The following is a 15027-nucleotide window of genomic DNA, read 5'->3' on the forward strand; positions in this document are numbered from 1 at the left end:
CGCTCATTCGATCACCGATGGCGCGCGCAGCGTGAGGGAGAGCTGGAGCAGACCATCGCGGAGAGAGGAATTTGAAACGATCGTCATCTCCCTGATCTCCACGACCGGTGTTCCTGTTTCGAGCAACGAAAGGAATTCCGACACGCCGTGCACGTCACCGACCGCCGAAAGAGACGCTGGAATCATCGGCAGAATCGTACCGGTGGTATCCGGCGCCCCGGCGACATCGAGCCGGTTCACTGAAACGCGTGACCGGAGAGCATAACCCTGAACCGCGGATTGAAGCGACGCAGCCGCTAACGCCGCAGTACGGCCCGTGACGATGCTGCGAGCACCCGCCGATGATTGCTCACGCGTCGCCAGCAGACTGAGAAGCTCGTCTTCACGATCGACCAGTGACCGCAGTCTGTTCAGTTGCCCGACGCTCGATGCGATCAGCGCCTCGCGTTGCGACCACCGCCGCGCCAGTGGCAGCACCCCAAACGCGATGAGCAGCGCGAGTGCGCTCACAACGACACCGGCGATTACGGTTCGTCGCTCACGCGCGGTCAAATCAAGGTACGGCACGCAGGGCAATCGAGAACGTTTCGTAGCTCCTGTTGCCCTCTCGGAATCTCGAGCTCGCCGAAAGGAATCGTACATCCTCGAAGATTTTGTCCGCGGCCAGTGCCGGTATCAATGCACCTGCATCTCGCGCCGTGCCCTCGATCTGCCACACGAGTCCGTCCGCCCGCACACTCATCACTGTCGCACCAGCGGGGAGACGGCGGCTAAGTGCCGCAAGAACAATGACGGGGCTGACCCTTGCCGCGGTCACACTTCGAGTAGCGGCCAGCTCGACATTCAGCGACGCGAGTCTGGTCTGCAGCGATGCCCCCTTCGCGGCGCGTGGCGTGACCATCGCGATTTCCTGCTCCACGGCGGCAAGCTGTCGCGATCGCGAACGGTCGAGCGCTGCAAGCACAAATGCAACAGCCAGCGCGAAGTTCAGCGCCCCGCGAGTGACGCCGGCCATCCGGCGCCGGCTGATTCTCGCATGGCCGGAATTGGACACGAGCATCTGGTCGGGGGAGTCATCGGCGCCAAGAACGGCCCCGAACGCCGAAGCGAACTCGGGCGCGACGCCGCGAATCGCCGGAGGATTTTGTTGCTGACCCTCCGCAGGTCCGCTTCCAATGCGCCGCGCCGACACGAGCGCACCCCCACGCAGCTCCGCGGTCGCGCGCTCGTCGGCTGCTGCAGGCAGCTGGAACGTTCCATCACGCACGCCTCCTCGCCGCAGGGCGCGGGCAAGCGATACCGGGCTTGCCTCGACGGTATCGACAGGAGCCCATCGCTCGAACGCGGTGACCCACGATTCAACCAGTCGTGCATCAGCGGCAAAGACAATATCCGAACCACCACTGACCGACACCACCACTTCGCCGCTCTCGATCGGAAAGAAACGATCGGGTTCCAGCGTCAGAATGTTTCGCCTTTCCATCGTGGATACGGGCGGAAGTTTTACATGCTTCACGTGCAGAAACTCAATGCCCACAGACAGCGCGATCCCGGAGATATTGCCAAGGTGCTGACGAAGGATGGCGACGCCATCGGCTGGTGCAGTCGGATCCCACCGGAGCTCGAAGCTCTCGAACGGAGCGCTCAGCCAGCGGCTCACGGTCACCGCGCGCACCCGGTCGCCCGTCAGTTCGAGACCGACGCGTCTGCTCACAGGTCCCGCTCGCGCCAGCGTACCAGCACCGCCGAGTTGCCTTCGATTGCATATACTGCCTGAATTTCGTGAGTCAGGGGATGCCCAGCCAGCCACCCGCGAGCGACAATCATGATTCGGGATGGTTCGTTCTGGAGGCTGCCGGCCGCGGCAGCGAGAACTGTGTCCGACGCCGTCATGCGGTTGATACGTCCGTCGCCATCGACGGTAAGATATGGTGCTGCAGCGAATGCGAGCCGTTCCGGTACGCCCCTTATCGTGCGAAGCGTCTCCAGCGTTCTGAGAGGGCGCGACACAGGCATCTGTGGAAAGGAGAGATCCGTGCGCGAAGTGGTGTACCGCCGGGAGGCATCTGCGCCATACTCATCGCCGCCAACCCACTCCCGGATACCCGCCGCAGCTGCCGCAGCTTCACCGGGGCCGACGAAAAACAGGAAGAATCGCGTCAACTGCGCTTCACTCGCCGCGTTAACGTCAAGCCGTGAGTTGACATCGACATAGGTCAGGTGAAAACGCGCTCCGCCCAACGCCACCTCCCCGGTTGCGGAGCCCAGTGCCTGAAGATTGTTGAGGAAGGTCTGACGGCCTTCGGCATCGGAAAAAGACTGGAGATCGGAGCGCAATGTCCGGGATGCGAACACGATACCGCTTTCAGCCGCATACCGGCCCGCGGCTCGCGCACGCAGGTTCGTTGCGGTCCCTGTCGCCGAGCGCGCAGCACTCGCGACCCCTCCGGCGATCATGCCAAGTACCACGATCAACCAGAGCACGAGCATCAGCGCCACTCCCCGTCGCTCAGCCGCCTTCATTGCCCGTTTCCATTGAGGTTACAACCACCGTGGGGGCGCCGATCTCGCGGTTGTCCCGGTCGAAAAAACGCAGCTCGACTGCATGGGGCACCCGGCTGCCCGCTTCCCACGTTCCGATCCACTCGAAGTTCGAAACCGGTGCCATTACCCGAACGCGCATTCCCCTGATCGCCGCCACGACGGAGACTATCGGAAGTTCTGGCGTCGCCTCCAGTGGAGAAGCCGAAAACCGTAATCCGTCTGGCGTCGGCTCGAGCACGACGTTCCATAGCGCGCCGGCACCATAAGGAGGAGACACGCCTCGTGAGACGAACTGAAGGCGATCGTCATTAAGACCACTGCCCTCACCCCGCGAGAGCAAAAACGACGAAGCAACAGGCGCGGACGCGGATGCGGGATGCCGCAATGCGTCCACCACGATGCTGCGCAGCAATGCCAGCGACTCCACGTCCTGACGATGCATCTGAATGCGACCACCGGCGTCCAGCCCCGCCTGCAGTGAACCGTAGGCAAGCAACGCCACGACCCCGCTTACCACCATGGCGATCGTCACCTCGATTAGCGTAAAACCCCGCTGGTTGCTCATTGCGCGTCAATGAGCCGGTGAAGCACGAACTGTGCTCCCCCCTGCATCGTGACAGTCACAACCACATTCTGCATGCCACGGGGCCAGGGCTTCAGCTCTATGCTTCTTGAAAAACCAGCCGGCGCCGGGTTCGATGCGCTCGCATCCAGAGCCTTCTGGCCAGCTTTCACGGCCTCAACACCTTCCTCCGCATATGCAACCGCCGTCACCCAGGTCTGGGCATCCCTCGTGCTTCGATTCGTGGTCTGGAACAGCTCGAGAAATCCAACCGATGCGAGGCCCAGAATTACAAGGGCGATAACCGCTTCAAGAAGACTCATTTGGGGCTCTCCGCGCGATGTCCAGGCAGACACGTCAGCGGATCGAACACAAGGCCCGGAGCAACGCCGGAGTCAGCCTCCGTTAGACACAGGCCGAGCGGAGTAATCCTTAGATGGACGTTGCGGTCTGGAGGCGCGTCGAGTTCGCCGCTCAGGATCACTTCGTCATCTGCCCTCTCCGCTCCCGCCACCTGCCAGCCACCCGATGCATCGATGTCCAGTCTCACGGTTTGCGCGCGCTGCATGGCGGCGCGGCGCGCTGACGTAATTACGCGCTGTAAAGACTCATCAGGTGACGGGGGGCGCAACACAAGCGATGGGGCGACGATTGCTATCGCGAGACCCATGAGCGCCAGCACCACTACGAGCTCCAAAAGCGTAAAAGCGGCGCGGCGCCGTGTGGCAATGGCTCTCACGGACGTGCGACACAACGGCCGCCAAGGGTCACCAGACGGGGTCTGCTGCCAGCAGATCACCGACGGCGTCGGCGGGAATCGGCGCGGAGAAAAGGTATCCCTGACCCTGCTCGCAATCGAGCGAACGCAACTCCCGCAACTGCTCTGCCGTGCTGATACCTTCTGCCTCGGCACGGACTCCCACAATGCGCGCAAGTGTAAGAATCGTACGCACCAGGCGCGAATTCTTCTCGTCGATATCCATGTTGCTGACGAACAACCGGTCAATCTTGATGGCATCGATTGGAAGGCCGTGCAGATAACTCAGCGATGAATAGCCGGTACCGAAATCGTCCAGATAAACCTGCGCGCCGAGGCGTTTTATTCCGGCGAGAATGGCGGTGGCGTATCGCCCCTTGTCGATAATAGCAGATTCGGTGATCTCGAGCCTGAGGCAGTGTGCGGCAACACCACTTCGCGCAATGGCCCGGGATATCTGATCCAGCAAATCCGGCTGTGAGAATTGCTTCACTGACAGATTGACGCTCATTGTAAGCTGAGCATCGACGCGCATCGCCTGCCAGACCATCAGTTGCCTGCAAGCTTCGGCAAGCACCCACCGGCCGACCGGAACGATCAGTCCGGTTTCTTCAGCAATCGCGATGAATTCCGCGGGGGGAACGAGCCCGCGTTCCGGGTGGTCCCACCGCAATAGCGCTTCGAGCCCGGTAATGCGCCCGGTGCGCAGGGAAACCAGTGGCTGGTAATAAAGGCGGAACTCCCGGCGCACTACGGCGCGTCTGAGGTCGGATTCCAGCTGCACGCGCGTCAGAGCGTCGGTATGCATGGCGCGGTCAAACATTTCGTAGCGAGCGCGGCCCGCGGCTTTGGCGCGATACATCGCCATGTCGGCACTGCGCAGCAGCTGCTCCGGCTGATCGTGTGCCATCGAGCTCGTCACGATCCCCATGCTGGCGGATGTGGCCACTTCCGCGCCAGCGAGACTCACAGGAAACGACAGGGCTTCTTCGATGCGCTCGGCCACGATGCCAGCGTCGCTGGGCTCCGCAATACTTTCAAGAAGAATCGCGAATTCATCACCGGAGAGGCGGGCGACCGTATCCTCAGGCCGGAGGCACGCTTCGAGCCGCCGGGCAACAGCTCGAAGCAGCTCGTCGCCCGCGAAATGACCGAGCGTGTCATTGACCTCCTTGAAGCGATCGAGATCCAGGAACAGCACCGCAAAAAGATCGTCAGGGTGCCGCGTCACCCGCCGCATCGCATGCCTCAGCCGCTCGGTGAACAACGACCGATTGGGTAGGCCGGTAAGGGGATCATGAAGCGTGCTGTACAGAAGGTGTTCCTGCGCCTGCCGCTTCAGAGACAGATCGCTGCGAAGCTCGAGTTCGGTCACGAGCGCCGCCGCCACATCCGTCAGACTACTGAGCTCCAAGTGCGTCCATCCGTGCGGCGATGAGTCAATCGCGCACAGAGTTCCGATCACTTCACCGTTCGAGGCGACAATCGGAGCTGCGGCATATGCAACGCCGTCGGGAGTCTGAGGCTGCGCACCTGTGCTTCCGCCGAACTGGATCTCGATATTGCTCGCGGCGACGAGCCGGCCCGTGGCGACTGCCTGTCGTGAGTACTGAAGCGCCAGCGGCACCTTCTTCCAGATGCGCGACCGGCCCGTCAGGCCGACGCTGCTTTTTACCACATGCTGGTCCTGGTCCAGCATCGAGACGATCGCGGACGGAGCATGCATGACTCCCGCAACCAGGCGCGCGACCCTGTCAAACGACTCTTCGGGGAAGGCACCATACGGAGCCTCCGGGCGGATGCCCACCGAATTCTCCCGGTCGTGGTCATCCGTTCCTGGGCGTTGCGACGTGCCCTTGGGGTCGGTCATCGGGGGCGCAGGTGCACTGCTTTCTGGTCCGGGTTCATTGCCAGCTGTAACCCGTGGGAGGGTCCGCGGAAAGGCGGAGCTTGATGCAGCGAGCCGCCAATGTAGTGCCAGATTCGGGAATATCAAAGCACCTCAGAATATTGCATCATGAATGTGATCTTTGCCTATAGAAGACCCTTTATCCAGCCCCCGTCCACCGCTATTGACGTCCCAGTGATGTAGCTTGCGCGCTCCGAGGCGAGGAAGGCGGCCAGAGCAGCCAGCTCACGGGGCTCACCAAGACGGCCCATCGGAATCTCGGCTTTCCAGCCGCCGAGCGCTTCACTGACCGACGAGCCTTCGCGCGAGGCGATTGCCGTCGCCAGCTCCTCAACACGATCGGTGCGGGTGTAACCCGGCAGAATGTTATTGACGGTAATTCCCTGGGGCGCAACTTCGTTTGCCAGGGTACGCGCAAAACCCGTCACCGCCGAGCGAACGCTGTTCGAGAGCATCAGACCGTTGACAGGCTGCTTGACCGCAATCGACGTCACATTAATGATCCGCCCCCATTTTCGCTCCTTCATGCCGGGCAATACGCCCCGCGCAAGATTGACGGCGCTCATCAGCGTCAACCGAACTGCGGCGTCCCACATTTCTGCGCTGAGCGATTCAAAAACGCCGCCCGGCGGCCCCCCGGCATTGGTCACGAGAATATCGATGCGGCCAAACTTTCTCAGCCCCTCGTCGACAACCCTCGTCACGTCCGTTGGAACCGATACGTCCGCTACTACGGAAAGGGCATCTACGCCCGACATTTTGACAATGGCGTCACGCGTGGCATCAAGAGCCGGTTCCCCACGTGCGCAAAGAATGAGGTTTACACCTTCTCCCCCCAATTCTTCAGCAATCGCCCGACCGAGGCCTTTGCTCGCCGCCGCAACCAGAGCGACCTTACCGCCTAGTCCAAGATCCATCGTTTATTTCCGCAGGTAGTCGTCTGTCTTGTTAAGCCAGTCTTCCCTCGGCGGGCTGAAGATGTCGACATCCAGAGTGTCTTCAAGCGCCTCTGCCATATGCGGCACGTGCGACGGGATGTGGAGTACTTCACCCGCACTGACGACGACCTCCTCCATCTGATCTTCGCCGAGGCAGAACCGGAGTACCCCTTCGAGGATGTATGTGAGCTGCTCGTTCATGTGGGAGTGCTTTGGAACGATGCACCCCTTCTTCAGATAGACGTGCGCCAGCATCATGCTGTCGCCGGTAATGAGACGGCGGTCCAGGAGATCGGTGACTCGCTCTCTCGGCATCGCCTCCCATCTGTAGTGCGTAACGCCTGAATTCAGTTTCTCCACATTATCTCCATCGCGGGGTCAGCAAGCATATATCGATTGCCCAAATGACGACGGGCTCCCTTGCGGGAGCCCGTCGAAAGAAACGTCCAGATTTCTCAGGAGGCCGTCAGAACCCGCTGACGTTGAGGCGACCACCAGTCACAGTCTTGCCCGCGAGTGACGCGGTTGGCACGGCGCTGTTGAGGATCGCAGCCTTGATCGTCGCAGCCGATGACCCTGGATGGTATGCGGCATACAGCGCCGCGGCCCCACTGACACGCGGAGTTGCCATCGAAGTTCCGCTATAGCTCGAATAGCCGGAAACAACCTTGCCTTTGGAGCTTACGGGAACAGTAGACCAGATGCCGCTTCCCGGGGCGCCGATATCGATCGTCGTCACGCCGAAATTCGAGAACGAGCTGATTGCTCCGGTATTTGTGATCGAGGCCACGGAGATCACGTTCGCGTTTGAGTACGAAGCGGGATAGCACGCGGTCGTCTCGCAATTGTATGTGCTGTTACCGGGAGCCGCAATGAACAGGATACCTGCAGCATTGGCGCGACCGATCGCATCCCCCAGTGCCTGAGAGAACCCGCCGCCGCCCCAGGAATTGCTGGTGGCCACGAGATTGAGACCGTGACGCGTCTTAAGATCTGTGAAGTAGTCAACCGCCTTGACGGCGTTCGCGGTGGTCCCGCCGTTGCGGCCGAGGAATTTTGCATTCATGAGCTTGACGCTCCAGCAAACGCCGGCAACGCCTGAACCGTTGCCACCCACACCGCCGATCGTGCCTGCGACGTGCGTGCCATGATCGTCGCCTGAACCATCGAATATGGAGCTGTTGCTACCGTCAAAGTCCCAGCCGTACACGTCATCCACGTAGCCGTTTCCGTCGTCATCCGCGCCATTGCCCGCGATCTCGCCAGGATTTGTCCCCGCGTTGGCCGCAAGGTCTACGTGATTGTACATATAGCCTTCGTCGATGATTCCCACGTAGACAGCACTACAGTTGGTCTTTCCGGCCGCCCATGCCTCGCCAGCCTGACTTCCCCACTGATTCGCGGGCGCCGTGGCATCGCCGTACATCCCCCAGAGCGACCCGTTGGTGTAATAGCTGTCATTCGAGGTCGCGTTATGCTGGTAGATGTAGTTTGGCTCGGCGTATTCAACATCTTCCGAGCCGCGCAGTGCGGCGATCGCGGCTGGAACTGCCGCCGATGTGTGCACGATCGTCAATCCCTCGCTGTCGCCAGAACGCCGCATCATGGCAGTAAGAATCCGCTCGCCAGCCTGCCCATTTGCCCGTCCCAGCGCCGCCGCACGGCCCTCGGCAGAGGTACCCTCGCGGAACTTGACAATCACCTCGCCCGGTACAAAATCGGATCCCTCTCCAGCGGAGAGGCTCGGCGCATCGGGGGCATTCAATGCCGGACCGGTGGGTGCTGGCGCGTCACTGCACGCTGCGAGCGCACCAAAGGTGGCAACAGCGAAGGCAAACTTTTTGTTCATCGACGATTCTCCGATCAGGGTGGCAAAGCGACCATATCTGCCAGACTAAAGCACAGACAGGGACAGCGCGTTTTGAAACGCGTTTATGTTATCGGCCGCACACAGTGCGACCGCTAAGGGCTTGCGTTGTTGAATCGTCGTGCCGGAGGGTCAAGCGACGATCGGCCGGCAAAACCATGCCGGCCGATCGGTCCGTTTAACCGTGACTGTACAATAATCGGCCCAGGAGCCCTTCGCAAGACATGTGTTCCGATGGAAAAACCAGTGGTCTGCCGTTACGAGAGGCGGGTCGAAATAAGGCCGCGTAGCAGTTACTTGATGCTGAAATCCTTGGTGCCGGCGGACTGTCCGTCGAGCATCACTTCGACCTTGTAGTCGCCCTTCGGCCATGCGCTTGATTTCTGCATGTGGAACTCGTGCCGCGTTTCGCCGCCCGAGGGCGATATGGTCTGCGTCGACTGGCTCACAGGTTGCCCGTCCTTGTAAGTCCACTTTGCGTCGAGCTTGGCGCCGGTCGACGCCCCGTCGGTCTCGACGACCGCGTAGATAGTGTCGCGAACCTTGAAGTCTCCGGTCTGGTCCTTCAGCGTCATGTCAGAGTTCAGACCTTTGCCAATCTCGATGTCGTTCACACGCAAGGCCCCCGTACCCGCCGTTGCAACGCCACCAGCCGGTTCAGCCGTCGCGGCCGGCTCCGTATAGGCTCCATCGGAGTCACCCTTCTTGTTACACGCAGCGGCCAGCGGAACGATCAGGGCTATCAAAAGCGCGCGGTGCGCCGCGCCATGGGTGAATCGATACATGATTTCTCCTGGAATTGATTTGTCAGGCGTCCGGAATCGTGAACTGCTGGCCCGGGTGGATGAGATCGGGGTTGTCGATCTTGTCACGGTTTGCTTCAAAAATGCGATTCCACTTGCTGCCGTCGCCGTAGAAATGCTTAGCGATCTCGCTTAGCGAGTCTCCACTCTTGACGGTGTAGGACTGACCCCCCCCACCCATGCCATACTCGGGCGTTTCGGAAGAGCTGCCACTCGAGACGTCAGAGAAGTCTGCCGTGCGTTCCCCGCCCCCTGCCGTCGAACTCGTGTCCGATCCGACGTCGGAAAAATCAGCGTCATCGTCCTTTTTCTTCCGATTGAGAATGCCGCCGTCGGGATTGTCACCGAATATCCCGCCTGGCTTGTTATCGAAGATTCCCATCGCTCCCCCGTAGTGTGAGTCCGGGCATTCATGCCCGGCTTATGCCATGACAAGCACGTTGCGTACCAGTCATGTGGGAGTGAGGAATGATCGTAGCAAGTCGCGCACTGCCGGCCACTCCGTATCAAGGATGCTGTAGTAGACGCTGTCCCTGAACCGGCCCTCCTGAGCAAGCATATGTTTACGAAGAATGCCCTCTTCAGTCGCGCCAATCCGGAGTATCGCCGCGCGGGACTGGGTGTTGAGAACATCGGTCTTGAGCTCCACACGCACGCAATCCCATACTTCGAAGGCATGCCGAAGCATGAAGTACTTCGCTTCGGAATTGACATACGTGCGCTGCAACGCCGGGGTGATCCACGTCCATCCGATCTCGGCCCGGCGGTTCGCCGCGTCGATGTTGCCGAAGCGCGTGCTGCCTGCGACTCTTCCAGACGGCTTGTCGATGGTAACGAACGGAAGTGCCGTACCCTGGCGCTGCTCACGCAGCGCCGACTCGATGTACTCGGCCATTCCCTCCCGGGTTTCCGCTCGGGTGCGTGTCAGCCTCCAGAGGTCATCATGAGCGCCGGCTTCGCTCAGGGCGTCGAGATGGGCCAGCGACAACGGCTCGAGCCGGATTCGATCACCGTCGAGCGCGACTGGCTGGACAATCACGCCGGCTTGGGCATCGCATTCATTGTCGTCGTCGGATGCAGTCGATGAAAACCTGTTGCCGACTGGTAGGCATGCGCCACTGCCATGAGCTTCGCTTCCTGAAACAGGCCGCCCAGAAATGTCAGTGATACCGGCGTTCCGTCGTCCCGGAACCCATGCGGAAGAATTACCGCCGGATGGCCAGTGAGATTGGTCGCCACGAGCTGTGACAGATTGGCCGCACTGGTGGGGGTCACGATGACATCCACTTTTTTCATCAGCTCATGCCACGCGGCGATAGCGGTGCTGCGGAGCCGGTTCGCGTTTATGTAGTCAACGGCTGGTATGAACCGCGCTGTCCGAAATGTGTTTGCCCAGTCGTTTCGACCTTGCTGGACGAGCTCACTGTCCCGGTTCGAGCGCGTGAGATCATCGAACGCCGCGGCTGCCTCCGCCGTGAGGATGATGCGCATTGAATCATAGGGAAGGTCCGGCAGCTCGACGGGAATCAGCGATATGCGCATTGACCGCAGCACTCCGAGCGCAGCGTCGTCGAACTTTTTGCTGCCATGAAGCGTACGTTTTTCATCCTTCGGGTCGAGTATGGGAAGATCGAACGCACTTTTGACGTACCCAATCCGCAGACGCGACGGATCGAGCGCGGCATCCCAGTTGAACGACGCCGGAATAGCGCTCAGATCCTTGCCGTCGGGACCGTGGATGGCATCAAACACCAGCGCACAGTCCTCCACGCTCCTGCAGATCGGCCCGAGTTTGTCCATACTCCAGGAGAGTGCCATCGCTCCGGACTTCGGAACGCGGCCAAACGTCGGGCGCAGCCCGGTAGTGCCGCAACGCGTCGACGGCGAGGAAATCGAGCCAAGCGTTTCGCTTCCTATGGCGAATCCCACCAGTCCGGCAGCAGTGGCCGACGCGGGGCCCGCCGACGAGCCACTCGAGCCCTGATCGAGCTTCCATGGATTTTTCGTCGTCCCGCCAAACCACACATCGCCCTGCGCCAATTCCCCAAGGGTCAGCTTGGCGACGAGAATTGCCCCTGCGCCATCGAGGCGCTCGACGACCGTCGCGTCGTCATCGATAACCTGGTTCCTGTAAGGGCCAGCGCCCCATGTCGTCTTGTGCCCGCGCACAGCAAGGAGATCCTTTGCACCCCATGGGATCCCATGTAACGGCCCGCGGTATTTTCCGCGCGACATCTCAGCGTCTGCAGTTCGCGCCTGCGCCATCGCTCGCTCCTCCATCAGCGTCACGACGCACTTGAGTGCCGGATCGTATTTCCTGATCCGCGCGATATACATACGGGTCAGTTGGGTTGCCGTGATCCGGCGCAGCCGCATCATCTCCGACAGCTCGGTCACCGGCAGAAAAGCAAGCTCATCGAGATTACCGGGAACAGCCCGGGGTGAGACGCGTGCACGCACCATCGGCCGCTTCGCGTCGCGCGGAACCCGCATTCCCGCCGGAACCGGATTGAATATGAGTGCCGGGGAGGTGGAATTCGCGATCTGAGCCTTGTGCAGCGTCTCGATGCGTGAGTGCTGCTGCTTGAGTCCCTCGAGCATCATTGTCCGCTCGGCGTCATCAAACTTGAGCCCCGCCATTTCCTCGGCGGCAGCAATCGAGGCGTTGGTGATTTCCGCTCCGTTGGCGACCGCCGCCCACAAAACCCCGGGGAGAAGCGTGCCTCCAAGGCCGATACCGGCGAAATAGGTCATGAAGGAACGCCGGTCGTACTCGCGGGTGGTATCCATTTGGTGATTAACCTGTTAATTGGTAACTAAGCGGAATTCCGGGGAAGTTACGCGAAACGCATCGGGCGCGTTTTTTGAATGGCACTACTCTCCACGACCTTCATCAGGCTGGGTAAACATGCGCAAACCTGCAATTCTTCTGGTCGCACTGGTGGTCCTGTCAGCCTGCGACGCTTCGACTCGATCCCAGGGTCTGCCTTCGCCAGTGTCGGCGGTGTCGGACAATCCTGACAGCGTCTTCCAGGCCATGGATCACCGGCACGGAGACATTGTCGGGATGGACCCAATGGCAATGGCCCACCAGTTCGAAGCGCTGCCGGAAGGGGGCGACATCGTTCTGGAACGTCAGGCGCATGACGATTTCGGCATCAGCCAGATCCGGCTGCATCTCCTGCAGATATCCAAGGCCTTCAAGCGCGGGAATTTCACCATTCCGGGATTCATTCACGCGCAGGCTGTGCCGGGTGCGGAGATGATGGCGGAGAAATCCGGAAAGATCGACTACATGATTGAAGACTTGCCGAGTGGGGGTGCCATACGCATTCGCACGAGTGATCCTGAGGCGTTGCGGGCCATTCATTCGTTCATCGCATTCCAGATTGCGGAGCATCGGACGACGAAGTAAACCGGGGATGCGGGGAGTGGGGCGTTCTGGACACCGAGACCACCGGGACCACCGAGAACGGAGGGCTGGGAGTTAGGGGAGCCACAGCGCGCACCTGCGTAAATTCCAGGAGCGCGCCACCAAAGTCAGCCAATGCTTACTGGAACGCCTCGATGTATTTGACGCCGGCTCCCGTATTGAAAAGAACGACACGCTCATCCAGGGCTACATCGCCGGCGGCAATCAGTTGTTTCAGCGCTGGGAGGCATGCACCACCTTCGGGCGCCGCGAACACTCCTTCAAGCGCGCCAATTTCCTTGACGGCTGCCATTAGCTCAGCGTCGGTGACGGCGAGCGCGGTGCCGCCGGATGCACGAATTGCATCGAGGATCATGAAGTCCCCAATGGCTTTCGGAACTCTCAGGCCTGACGCAACGGTTGCGGCATCGGGAAACATCTCCGCGAACCGCCCCCCCTTTGCGAATGCCCGTACGATGGGCGCGCATCCCGCTGCCTGAACGGTGACCATCCGCGGCCTCGCGCTGCCGATCAACGCCATCTGTTCCATCTCGTCGAACGCCTTCCACATCCCGATGAGGCCGGTTCCGCCCCCGGTCGGGTACACAATTGCATCGGGCAGCGTCCATCCCATTTGCTCGGCCAGTTCGTACCCCAGCGTCTTCTTCCCCTCTACGCGATAAGGCTCCTTCAGCGTCGAGACATCGAACCAACCCTCGGCGTCCTTTCGCCGTGCCACTTCTGCACCACAATCGGTGATCAGCCCGTCGATCAGGGTCACATGTGCGCCGAGCTGCGCGCATTCGACGACGTTTGCACGCGGCGTGTCGCGTGGCATGAAGAGGTAGGCCGGCAGGCCTGCCCTGGCTGCGTAGGCGGCAAGCGCGCCGGCGGCATTGCCCGCCGACGGTGCGGCAACCGCCTTAACTCCAAGTGCCTTTGCCATAGACACGGCGGCAGACATCCCGCGGGCCTTGAAGCTCCCGGTGGGATTCAGGGATTCGTCCTTTATGAAGAGGTGCGGCATTCCCAGCGACTTTCCCAGGCGTTCGGCGTGAAGCAGCGGCGTGAAACCTTCGCCGAGGGAAATGATGCTTTCGTCTTTGTCGACCGGCATTACTTCCCGATACCGCCACATGTCGGGGCGACGCCCGGAAAGTGCACTGGCGGTCAGTGTTCGAGCGGCACGAGAGAGATCGTAGCGCACCAGCAGTGGCTTACCGCACGCTGTGCAGAGGTTGTGAAGCTGCGCGGGTGGGTACTGAACGCTGCACGCTGCGCATTCCAGATGGGTGACGTTGTTCATCGCCGGGGCTAAGTTAAGCGAACGCATGACCGGTTGCCCAGCCTGACGACAGCGACGCCGTAATGCCGCATCCCGCGAAGGCCTCGCGCGTCATCATACCAGCGCTGCTGGTGGTGGTGCTTCTACTTGTGGCGCGCGTCGTCTCTGACTTTGCTTTTGGTGACGGATGGCGGTTCGGTCAGTTGACCGGGGTCATATTCTCGGACGACATCGCGGCGCGCTTTCCAATTGTCGGTTCGGTACGGCTGATCCTCGCCACGGTCGCGGTTGCTGCTGTCGCCGTCGCGCTCGATCGCGCGGCGCGCCGGTAACCGCGATGAGATCCTTCGGCAGCAGCCGGGTGCGAAACAGCATGCGTCAACAGTAGCATGTACGCGGGACATATCGGATTCGCGCTTGCGGCAAAAGGACTGCGGGATTCGGTACCGCTCTGGCTGCTGGTGTTCGCCGCTCAGCTGCCGGACTGGGCCGATGCGGGACTCTGCCTCGCCGGATTCCGGACGTCGACGCCGGGTGTGTATTCCCATTCCTGGCTGGCAATCGCAGCTCTCGCAAGTGTGGTTTCGGTGCTCTATTACGTGGCCTCGCGCGATGTAGCCGCCCTTGCCATCCTTGCCACCGTCGTCCTCTCGCACCTGGTCGGCGACTATGTGACCGGCATCAAGCCCACCTGGCCGGGCGGCCCGATGGTCGGACTCGGTCTTTACTCCTGTCCCGTCCTCGATTTCGTCGTCGAAACAGCGATTATCATCGGCGGATGGCTGATCTACCGTCGCAGCTTTTCCGCGGCCCGGCGTTCAACACTCGCGGTGAGACTCATGCCTGTGGTCCTCATATTGTTCCAGCTCGGCGCGGTGATTGCTTTCACGCTTTCGCCGCCACTGAGGAAGTGTTAGAAGACCGTTGTCCGTTACCCGTTATCGCTTGCT

Annotated in this window: 18 protein-coding genes; 3 read left to right on the plus strand and 15 right to left on the minus strand. The window is 61.0% G+C overall.

All coding sequences use genetic code 11. The features are described 5' to 3' along the window. Nucleotides 1–3: 3 nt before the first annotated feature. The 14 genes from gspM to WKF55_06950 form a co-directional block, all read right to left on the minus strand. The gene (gene gspM / locus WKF55_06885; GenBank protein ID MEJ7759302.1) at nt 4–567 is read right to left on the minus strand and encodes a type II secretion system protein GspM; all 564 of its coding nucleotides are present in this window, start codon (nt 565–567) and stop codon (nt 4–6) included. Beyond that, the gene (locus WKF55_06890) at nt 554–1714 is read right to left on the minus strand and encodes a PilN domain-containing protein (protein ID MEJ7759303.1); all 1161 of its coding nucleotides are present in this window, start codon (nt 1712–1714) and stop codon (nt 554–556) included. The genes gspM and WKF55_06890 overlap by 14 nt, the downstream gene beginning before the upstream one ends. After that, nucleotides 1711–2523: a hypothetical protein gene (locus tag WKF55_06895; GenBank protein ID MEJ7759304.1), complete on the minus strand. Its 813-nt coding sequence runs from the start codon at nt 2521–2523 to the stop codon at nt 1711–1713. The genes WKF55_06890 and WKF55_06895 overlap by 4 nt, the downstream gene beginning before the upstream one ends. Then, nucleotides 2510–3109: a prepilin-type N-terminal cleavage/methylation domain-containing protein gene (locus tag WKF55_06900; GenBank protein ID MEJ7759305.1), complete on the minus strand. Its 600-nt coding sequence runs from the start codon at nt 3107–3109 to the stop codon at nt 2510–2512. The genes WKF55_06895 and WKF55_06900 overlap by 14 nt, the downstream gene beginning before the upstream one ends. Continuing rightward, nucleotides 3106–3429 carry a hypothetical protein gene (locus WKF55_06905; protein ID MEJ7759306.1) on the minus strand — a complete coding sequence of 108 codons (324 nt, stop codon included), beginning with the start codon at nt 3427–3429 and terminating at the stop codon, nt 3106–3108. The genes WKF55_06900 and WKF55_06905 overlap by 4 nt, the downstream gene beginning before the upstream one ends. Further along, a complete protein-coding gene (locus WKF55_06910) occupies nt 3426–3845 on the minus strand; it encodes a GspH/FimT family pseudopilin (GenBank protein MEJ7759307.1) in 420 nt (139 codons plus the stop codon). Before WKF55_06910 ends, WKF55_06905 begins: the two co-directional genes overlap by 4 nt. Before the next feature lie 28 nt (nt 3846–3873). Next, nucleotides 3874–5733, minus strand: coding sequence for an EAL domain-containing protein (locus tag WKF55_06915; GenBank protein MEJ7759308.1), 1860 nt, complete (start codon nt 5731–5733; stop codon nt 3874–3876). A 164-nt stretch (nt 5734–5897) separates the two neighbouring features. Continuing rightward, nucleotides 5898–6689 (minus strand): SDR family oxidoreductase, encoded by a 792-nt coding sequence (locus WKF55_06920; GenBank protein MEJ7759309.1) that lies wholly within the window; start codon nt 6687–6689, stop codon nt 5898–5900. A gap of 3 nt (nt 6690–6692) precedes the next feature. Further along, entirely contained in the window at nt 6693–7070 is a 378-nt protein-coding gene (locus tag WKF55_06925) for a cupin domain-containing protein (GenBank protein MEJ7759310.1), read from the minus strand. Between the two features lie 106 nt (nt 7071–7176). Further along, nucleotides 7177–8559 (minus strand): S8 family peptidase, encoded by a 1383-nt coding sequence (locus WKF55_06930; protein MEJ7759311.1) that lies wholly within the window; start codon nt 8557–8559, stop codon nt 7177–7179. A gap of 311 nt (nt 8560–8870) precedes the next feature. Further along, nucleotides 8871–9362 carry a hypothetical protein gene (locus tag WKF55_06935; GenBank protein MEJ7759312.1) on the minus strand — a complete coding sequence of 164 codons (492 nt, stop codon included), beginning with the start codon at nt 9360–9362 and terminating at the stop codon, nt 8871–8873. 22 nt (nt 9363–9384) lie between these two features. Then, the gene (locus WKF55_06940; GenBank protein MEJ7759313.1) at nt 9385–9762 is read right to left on the minus strand and encodes a LysM peptidoglycan-binding domain-containing protein; all 378 of its coding nucleotides are present in this window, start codon (nt 9760–9762) and stop codon (nt 9385–9387) included. Nucleotides 9763–9831: 69 nt separating this feature from the next. Continuing rightward, a complete protein-coding gene (locus WKF55_06945) occupies nt 9832–10419 on the minus strand; it encodes a GNAT family protein (protein ID MEJ7759314.1) in 588 nt (195 codons plus the stop codon). Beyond that, nucleotides 10416–12170 (minus strand): amidase, encoded by a 1755-nt coding sequence (locus WKF55_06950; protein ID MEJ7759315.1) that lies wholly within the window; start codon nt 12168–12170, stop codon nt 10416–10418. Before WKF55_06950 ends, WKF55_06945 begins: the two co-directional genes overlap by 4 nt. 118 nt (nt 12171–12288) lie before the next feature. Here WKF55_06950 and WKF55_06955 point away from each other — a divergent pair, with 118 nt between their 5' ends. Continuing rightward, on the plus strand, nt 12289–12795 hold the full coding sequence (locus WKF55_06955; protein ID MEJ7759316.1) for a hypothetical protein: 507 nt from the start codon (nt 12289–12291) through the stop codon (nt 12793–12795). Nucleotides 12796–12931: 136 nt separating this feature from the next. On the opposite strand, the gene WKF55_06960 is transcribed toward WKF55_06955, so the two are convergent. Beyond that, nucleotides 12932–14125, minus strand: coding sequence for a threonine synthase (locus WKF55_06960; GenBank protein ID MEJ7759317.1), 1194 nt, complete (start codon nt 14123–14125; stop codon nt 12932–12934). Nucleotides 14126–14160: 35 nt separating this feature from the next. Between WKF55_06960 and WKF55_06965 the strand changes: the two genes are divergently transcribed. Together WKF55_06965 and WKF55_06970 are read left to right on the plus strand one after the other, a co-directional pair. Further along, entirely contained in the window at nt 14161–14409 is a 249-nt protein-coding gene (locus WKF55_06965) for a hypothetical protein (protein ID MEJ7759318.1), read from the plus strand. Nucleotides 14410–14466: 57 nt separating this feature from the next. Continuing rightward, nucleotides 14467–14994, plus strand: coding sequence for a metal-dependent hydrolase (locus WKF55_06970; protein ID MEJ7759319.1), 528 nt, complete (start codon nt 14467–14469; stop codon nt 14992–14994). Nucleotides 14995–15027: the final 33 nt, after the last annotated feature.

Source organism: Gemmatimonadaceae bacterium (genome assembly GCA_037721215.1).
Classification (GTDB): Bacteria; Gemmatimonadota; Gemmatimonadetes; order Gemmatimonadales; family Gemmatimonadaceae; genus UBA4720.

Excerpts from the sequence above, each read along its gene's own strand:
- WKF55_06970 (MEJ7759319.1), top strand. The coding sequence starts at position 14,467 with ATGTACGCGGGACATATCGGATTCGCGCTTGCGGCAAAAGGACTGCGG.
- WKF55_06950 (MEJ7759315.1), bottom strand. The coding sequence starts at position 12,170 with ATGGATACCACCCGCGAGTACGACCGGCGTTCCTTCATGACCTATTTC.
- WKF55_06965 (MEJ7759318.1), top strand. The coding sequence starts at position 14,161 with ATGCCGCATCCCGCGAAGGCCTCGCGCGTCATCATACCAGCGCTGCTG.
- WKF55_06935 (MEJ7759312.1), bottom strand. The coding sequence starts at position 9,362 with ATGTATCGATTCACCCATGGCGCGGCGCACCGCGCGCTTTTGATAGCC.
- WKF55_06920 (MEJ7759309.1), bottom strand. The coding sequence starts at position 6,689 with ATGGATCTTGGACTAGGCGGTAAGGTCGCTCTGGTTGCGGCGGCGAGC.
- WKF55_06940 (MEJ7759313.1), bottom strand. The coding sequence starts at position 9,762 with ATGGGAATCTTCGATAACAAGCCAGGCGGGATATTCGGTGACAATCCC.
- WKF55_06895 (MEJ7759304.1), bottom strand. The coding sequence starts at position 2,523 with ATGAAGGCGGCTGAGCGACGGGGAGTGGCGCTGATGCTCGTGCTCTGG.
- WKF55_06930 (MEJ7759311.1), bottom strand. The coding sequence starts at position 8,559 with ATGAACAAAAAGTTTGCCTTCGCTGTTGCCACCTTTGGTGCGCTCGCA.
- WKF55_06960 (MEJ7759317.1), bottom strand. The coding sequence starts at position 14,125 with ATGCGTTCGCTTAACTTAGCCCCGGCGATGAACAACGTCACCCATCTG.
- WKF55_06955 (MEJ7759316.1), top strand. The coding sequence starts at position 12,289 with ATGCGCAAACCTGCAATTCTTCTGGTCGCACTGGTGGTCCTGTCAGCC.
- WKF55_06915 (MEJ7759308.1), bottom strand. The coding sequence starts at position 5,733 with ATGACCGACCCCAAGGGCACGTCGCAACGCCCAGGAACGGATGACCAC.
- WKF55_06900 (MEJ7759305.1), bottom strand. The coding sequence starts at position 3,109 with ATGAGCAACCAGCGGGGTTTTACGCTAATCGAGGTGACGATCGCCATG.
- WKF55_06905 (MEJ7759306.1), bottom strand. The coding sequence starts at position 3,429 with ATGAGTCTTCTTGAAGCGGTTATCGCCCTTGTAATTCTGGGCCTCGCA.